Source organism: Clostridia bacterium (assembly GCA_028698525.1).
GTDB lineage: Bacteria > Bacillota > Clostridia > JAQVDB01 > JAQVDB01 > JAQVDB01.
Genome location: JAQVDB010000072.1, coordinates 6,585 through 8,928, shown reverse-complemented (window position 1 = coordinate 8,928; position 2,344 = coordinate 6,585). Strand labels below are relative to the sequence as shown.

The following is a 2,344-nucleotide window of genomic DNA, read 5'->3' as shown; positions in this document are numbered from 1 at the left end:
ATAAAAAGTCTATCATATTAATTTGTTTTGTTTTTTTATATTTTATGGTAAACTAATGTTTATACCATAATCATAATTATGAGAAAGGGGACCTATATGAAAAATAGAAAAACAAATTTAATTATATTATTTGCAGTAATAATAATTATTATATTCACTTTTATCAATGGCTATAATAATTTAGTAACTTTAAGTGAAGATGTAGACAACAAATTAAGTGACATTGAGACTCAGCTTCAACGCCGTAATGATTTGATTCCTAATCTTGTGGAAACAGTAAAAGGATTTGCGGCTCATGAAGAAGAAGTGCTTAAAAATGTATCAGATGCTCGTGCTAAATTGGCAGGTGCTTCTAACGCACAAGAGTTAATCCAAGGAGATGCTGAACTATCCAGTGCTTTATCGAGATTGTTGGTAGTTGTAGAAAACTATCCTGAATTGAAAGCAGATGCTAATTTTAGACAATTATCCGATGAACTGGCAGGCACAGAAAATCGCATAGCTGTAGCAAGACAAGACTACAATAATATTTCTAAAAAATATAATAGTTCCATAAGACGATTTCCTTCGAATATAATAGCAGGTATATTCGGGTTTGAAAAAGTGGAATATTTTAAAGCGGACGAAGGGGCTAAAGATGCTCCCGAAGTAGACTTTAGCGAATGAGATACAAAAGAGGTATTCATATAATGAAAAATAAACTTTTTTCCCTAGTTATCTTGTTGTTGCTAGTACTAACACCGATGACCGCTTTGGCAAATCCGGAAGATACACCTCAACCTACCGATGATTTTTACGTAAATGACTATGCAGGCGTATTGGATGAGGAAACAAAACAATATATTATGACACAAAATTTAAAATTAAATCAGCTTACAGGGGCTCAAATAGTAGTACTCACAGTAGATACCTTGAACGATCAACCTCTAGAAAATTATTCTCTTAATATACTGAGGGAATGGGGGATAGGGGATAAAGAGAAAAACAACGGAGTATTGATACTCCTTTCAGTAAACGATGGTTTATCTCGAATTGAAGTAGGGTACGGATTAGAGGGGGCTCTCCCTGACGGAAAGACAGGAAGGATTCAAGATGATTACATGTTGCCCTATTATAAACAAGGAAACTTCTCCAAAGGGATATTGGAAGGATACAAAGTCCTACTGCTGGAGGTTTATGAGGAATATAGCATTGAACCCGAAGATATGCAGGATATAGACCCGCAAACATATCCTTCAGTAGAATCTGACAACGGCAAAATTGCTCTCATCATATTGTTATTGTTCTTATTTTTTGACGGAATTTTTTTTAAGGGAAGAATTTTGCGATTTATATTTTACGTACTGCTATTCAATAGAGGAGGCCCGAGAGGCGGCGGCTGGGGTGGAGGCTCCGGCGGTGGCTTCGGAGGTGGAGGCGGCTTTGGCGGGGGTGGCGGCTCCGGCGGCGGTGGCGGCAGCTCCCGAAGCTGGTAAAAATATGCCACGGGGACGTTTCGCTTGTCACAAACCTCTCGCTTCATTCCCTACTAACAATAAAAAAGAGAGAAGTTAAAAATAAACTTCTCTCTTTCAAAAGTTTTAAAGGGACGGTTACTTTTTAATCCATTATATTCCAACTACTTTGTTTCTACTCAATCCCGTTATTCCTATTATTTGTCTATTAGTTAGCCCTTTTGCTTTCAACCTTTTTACTAATAAAATCCTTTCTTCAGAATTTATTTTTTCAATGGTTTGTATTCCTAATAATTTCATTTCTTTATCTATTATTTCTTTTGCCTCCTGATCTGTTCTTCTAACCCTATCTATAGTTAAATTGATAGCTTCTATATCTTCCTTTTTCAATTCTTCGATAAAGTATTTTTTCGCTTTTATCTGATCATCACTAAAAAGGCTTAACAAAAAACCTGTATCAGTTAATGTTTTATTATTTATATATTCGTGATAACTACTCCAAATATAACCTTCTGCTTCCTTTGCTATATTAGCCTTAACTGGATTATTTAATATATATTTTGCTACCGAAATTAAATAAGCTTCTGTTTCTACGCATTCACTTTTGAATCTGTCTTGAAACAAATGTCCTACTCTTTGATGTCTATTGTTAAACCAAATCGCATATTTACCACATATCTTCTTCATTATGTTGCTGATAGAGATATCTTTTTCTTTTATTAAAAAATGTGCATGGTTGTCCATCAAACAGTAGGCGTATAATTCAAATTTTGTTTCTTCCTTTGTTTTTGCTATGATTTCTATGAATTTATTCTTATCGACTTTATCATTAAATATCGTTGCTCTGTTGATGCCTCTTATCATTATATGGTATATCCCCGTTGAGCTTA

At 34.6% G+C, this 2,344-nt stretch carries 3 protein-coding genes; 2 read left to right on the top strand and 1 reads right to left on the bottom strand.

All coding sequences use genetic code 11. From position 1 onward, the window contains the following. The first annotated feature begins 96 nt into the window (after positions 1-96). Both PHP06_09505 and PHP06_09500 read left to right on the top strand, forming a co-directional pair. Positions 97-666: a LemA family protein gene (locus PHP06_09505; protein MDD3840788.1), complete on the top strand. Its 570-nt coding sequence runs from the start codon at positions 97-99 to the stop codon at positions 664-666. Positions 667-689: 23 nt separating this feature from the next. Continuing rightward, a complete protein-coding gene (locus PHP06_09500) occupies positions 690-1,475 on the top strand; it encodes a TPM domain-containing protein (GenBank protein ID MDD3840787.1) in 786 nt (261 codons plus the stop codon). A 132-nt stretch (positions 1,476-1,607) separates the two neighbouring features. Here PHP06_09500 and PHP06_09495 read toward each other — a convergent pair. After that, the coding region (locus PHP06_09495) for a transposase (protein MDD3840786.1) at positions 1,608-2,344 on the bottom strand (737 nt) is incomplete at its 5' end.